Raw genomic sequence first — 584 nt, 5'->3', positions numbered from 1 at the left:
TCCTCCCCGCTGAAAGTACTTTACAACCCGAAGGCCTTCTTCATACACGCGGCATGGCTGCATCAGGCTTGCGCCCATTGTGCAATATTCCCCACTGCTGCCTCCCGTAGGAGTCTGGGCCGTGTCTCAGTCCCAGTGTGGCTGGTCATCCTCTCAGACCAGCTAGGGATCGTCGCCTAGGTGGGCCATTACCCCGCCTACTAGCTAATCCCATCTGGGTTCATCCGATGGCGTGAGGCCCGAAGGTCCCCCACTTTGCTCCTCAGAGGTCATGCGGTATTAGCCACCGTTTCCAGTGGTTATCCCCCTCCATCGGGCAGATCCCCAGACATTACTCACCCGTCCGCCGCTCGCCGGCAGGGAAGCACGCTTCCCCCCGCTGCCGCCCGACTTGCATGTGTTAGGCCTGCCGCCAGCGTTCAATCTGAGCCATGATCAAACTCTTCAATTAAAGGTTTGATGCTCAAAGAATTCTGTCTGCTTATTCATAATGAATTAACTGTTCAGTCACTCTTCAAGACTTGGTATCTTTTTCGCCTTTCGGCGTGGATAGTGTCTTGCGAGTGCCCACACAGATTGTCTGA

General features: G+C 55.1%; 1 rRNA gene. It reads right to left on the bottom strand.

Annotation, left to right across the window (positions count from 1 at the left end):
- Positions 1–451 (bottom strand): 16S ribosomal RNA (locus PSI14_RS20005); the annotation flags it as partial.
- Positions 452–584: the final 133 nt, after the last annotated feature.

The organism is Xenorhabdus anantnagensis (genome assembly GCF_028598555.1).
Classification (GTDB): Bacteria; Pseudomonadota; Gammaproteobacteria; order Enterobacterales; family Enterobacteriaceae; genus Xenorhabdus; species Xenorhabdus anantnagensis.
Note: the sequence above shows the minus strand (reverse complement) of the source record. Positions and strands in the feature narration are given on the sequence as shown.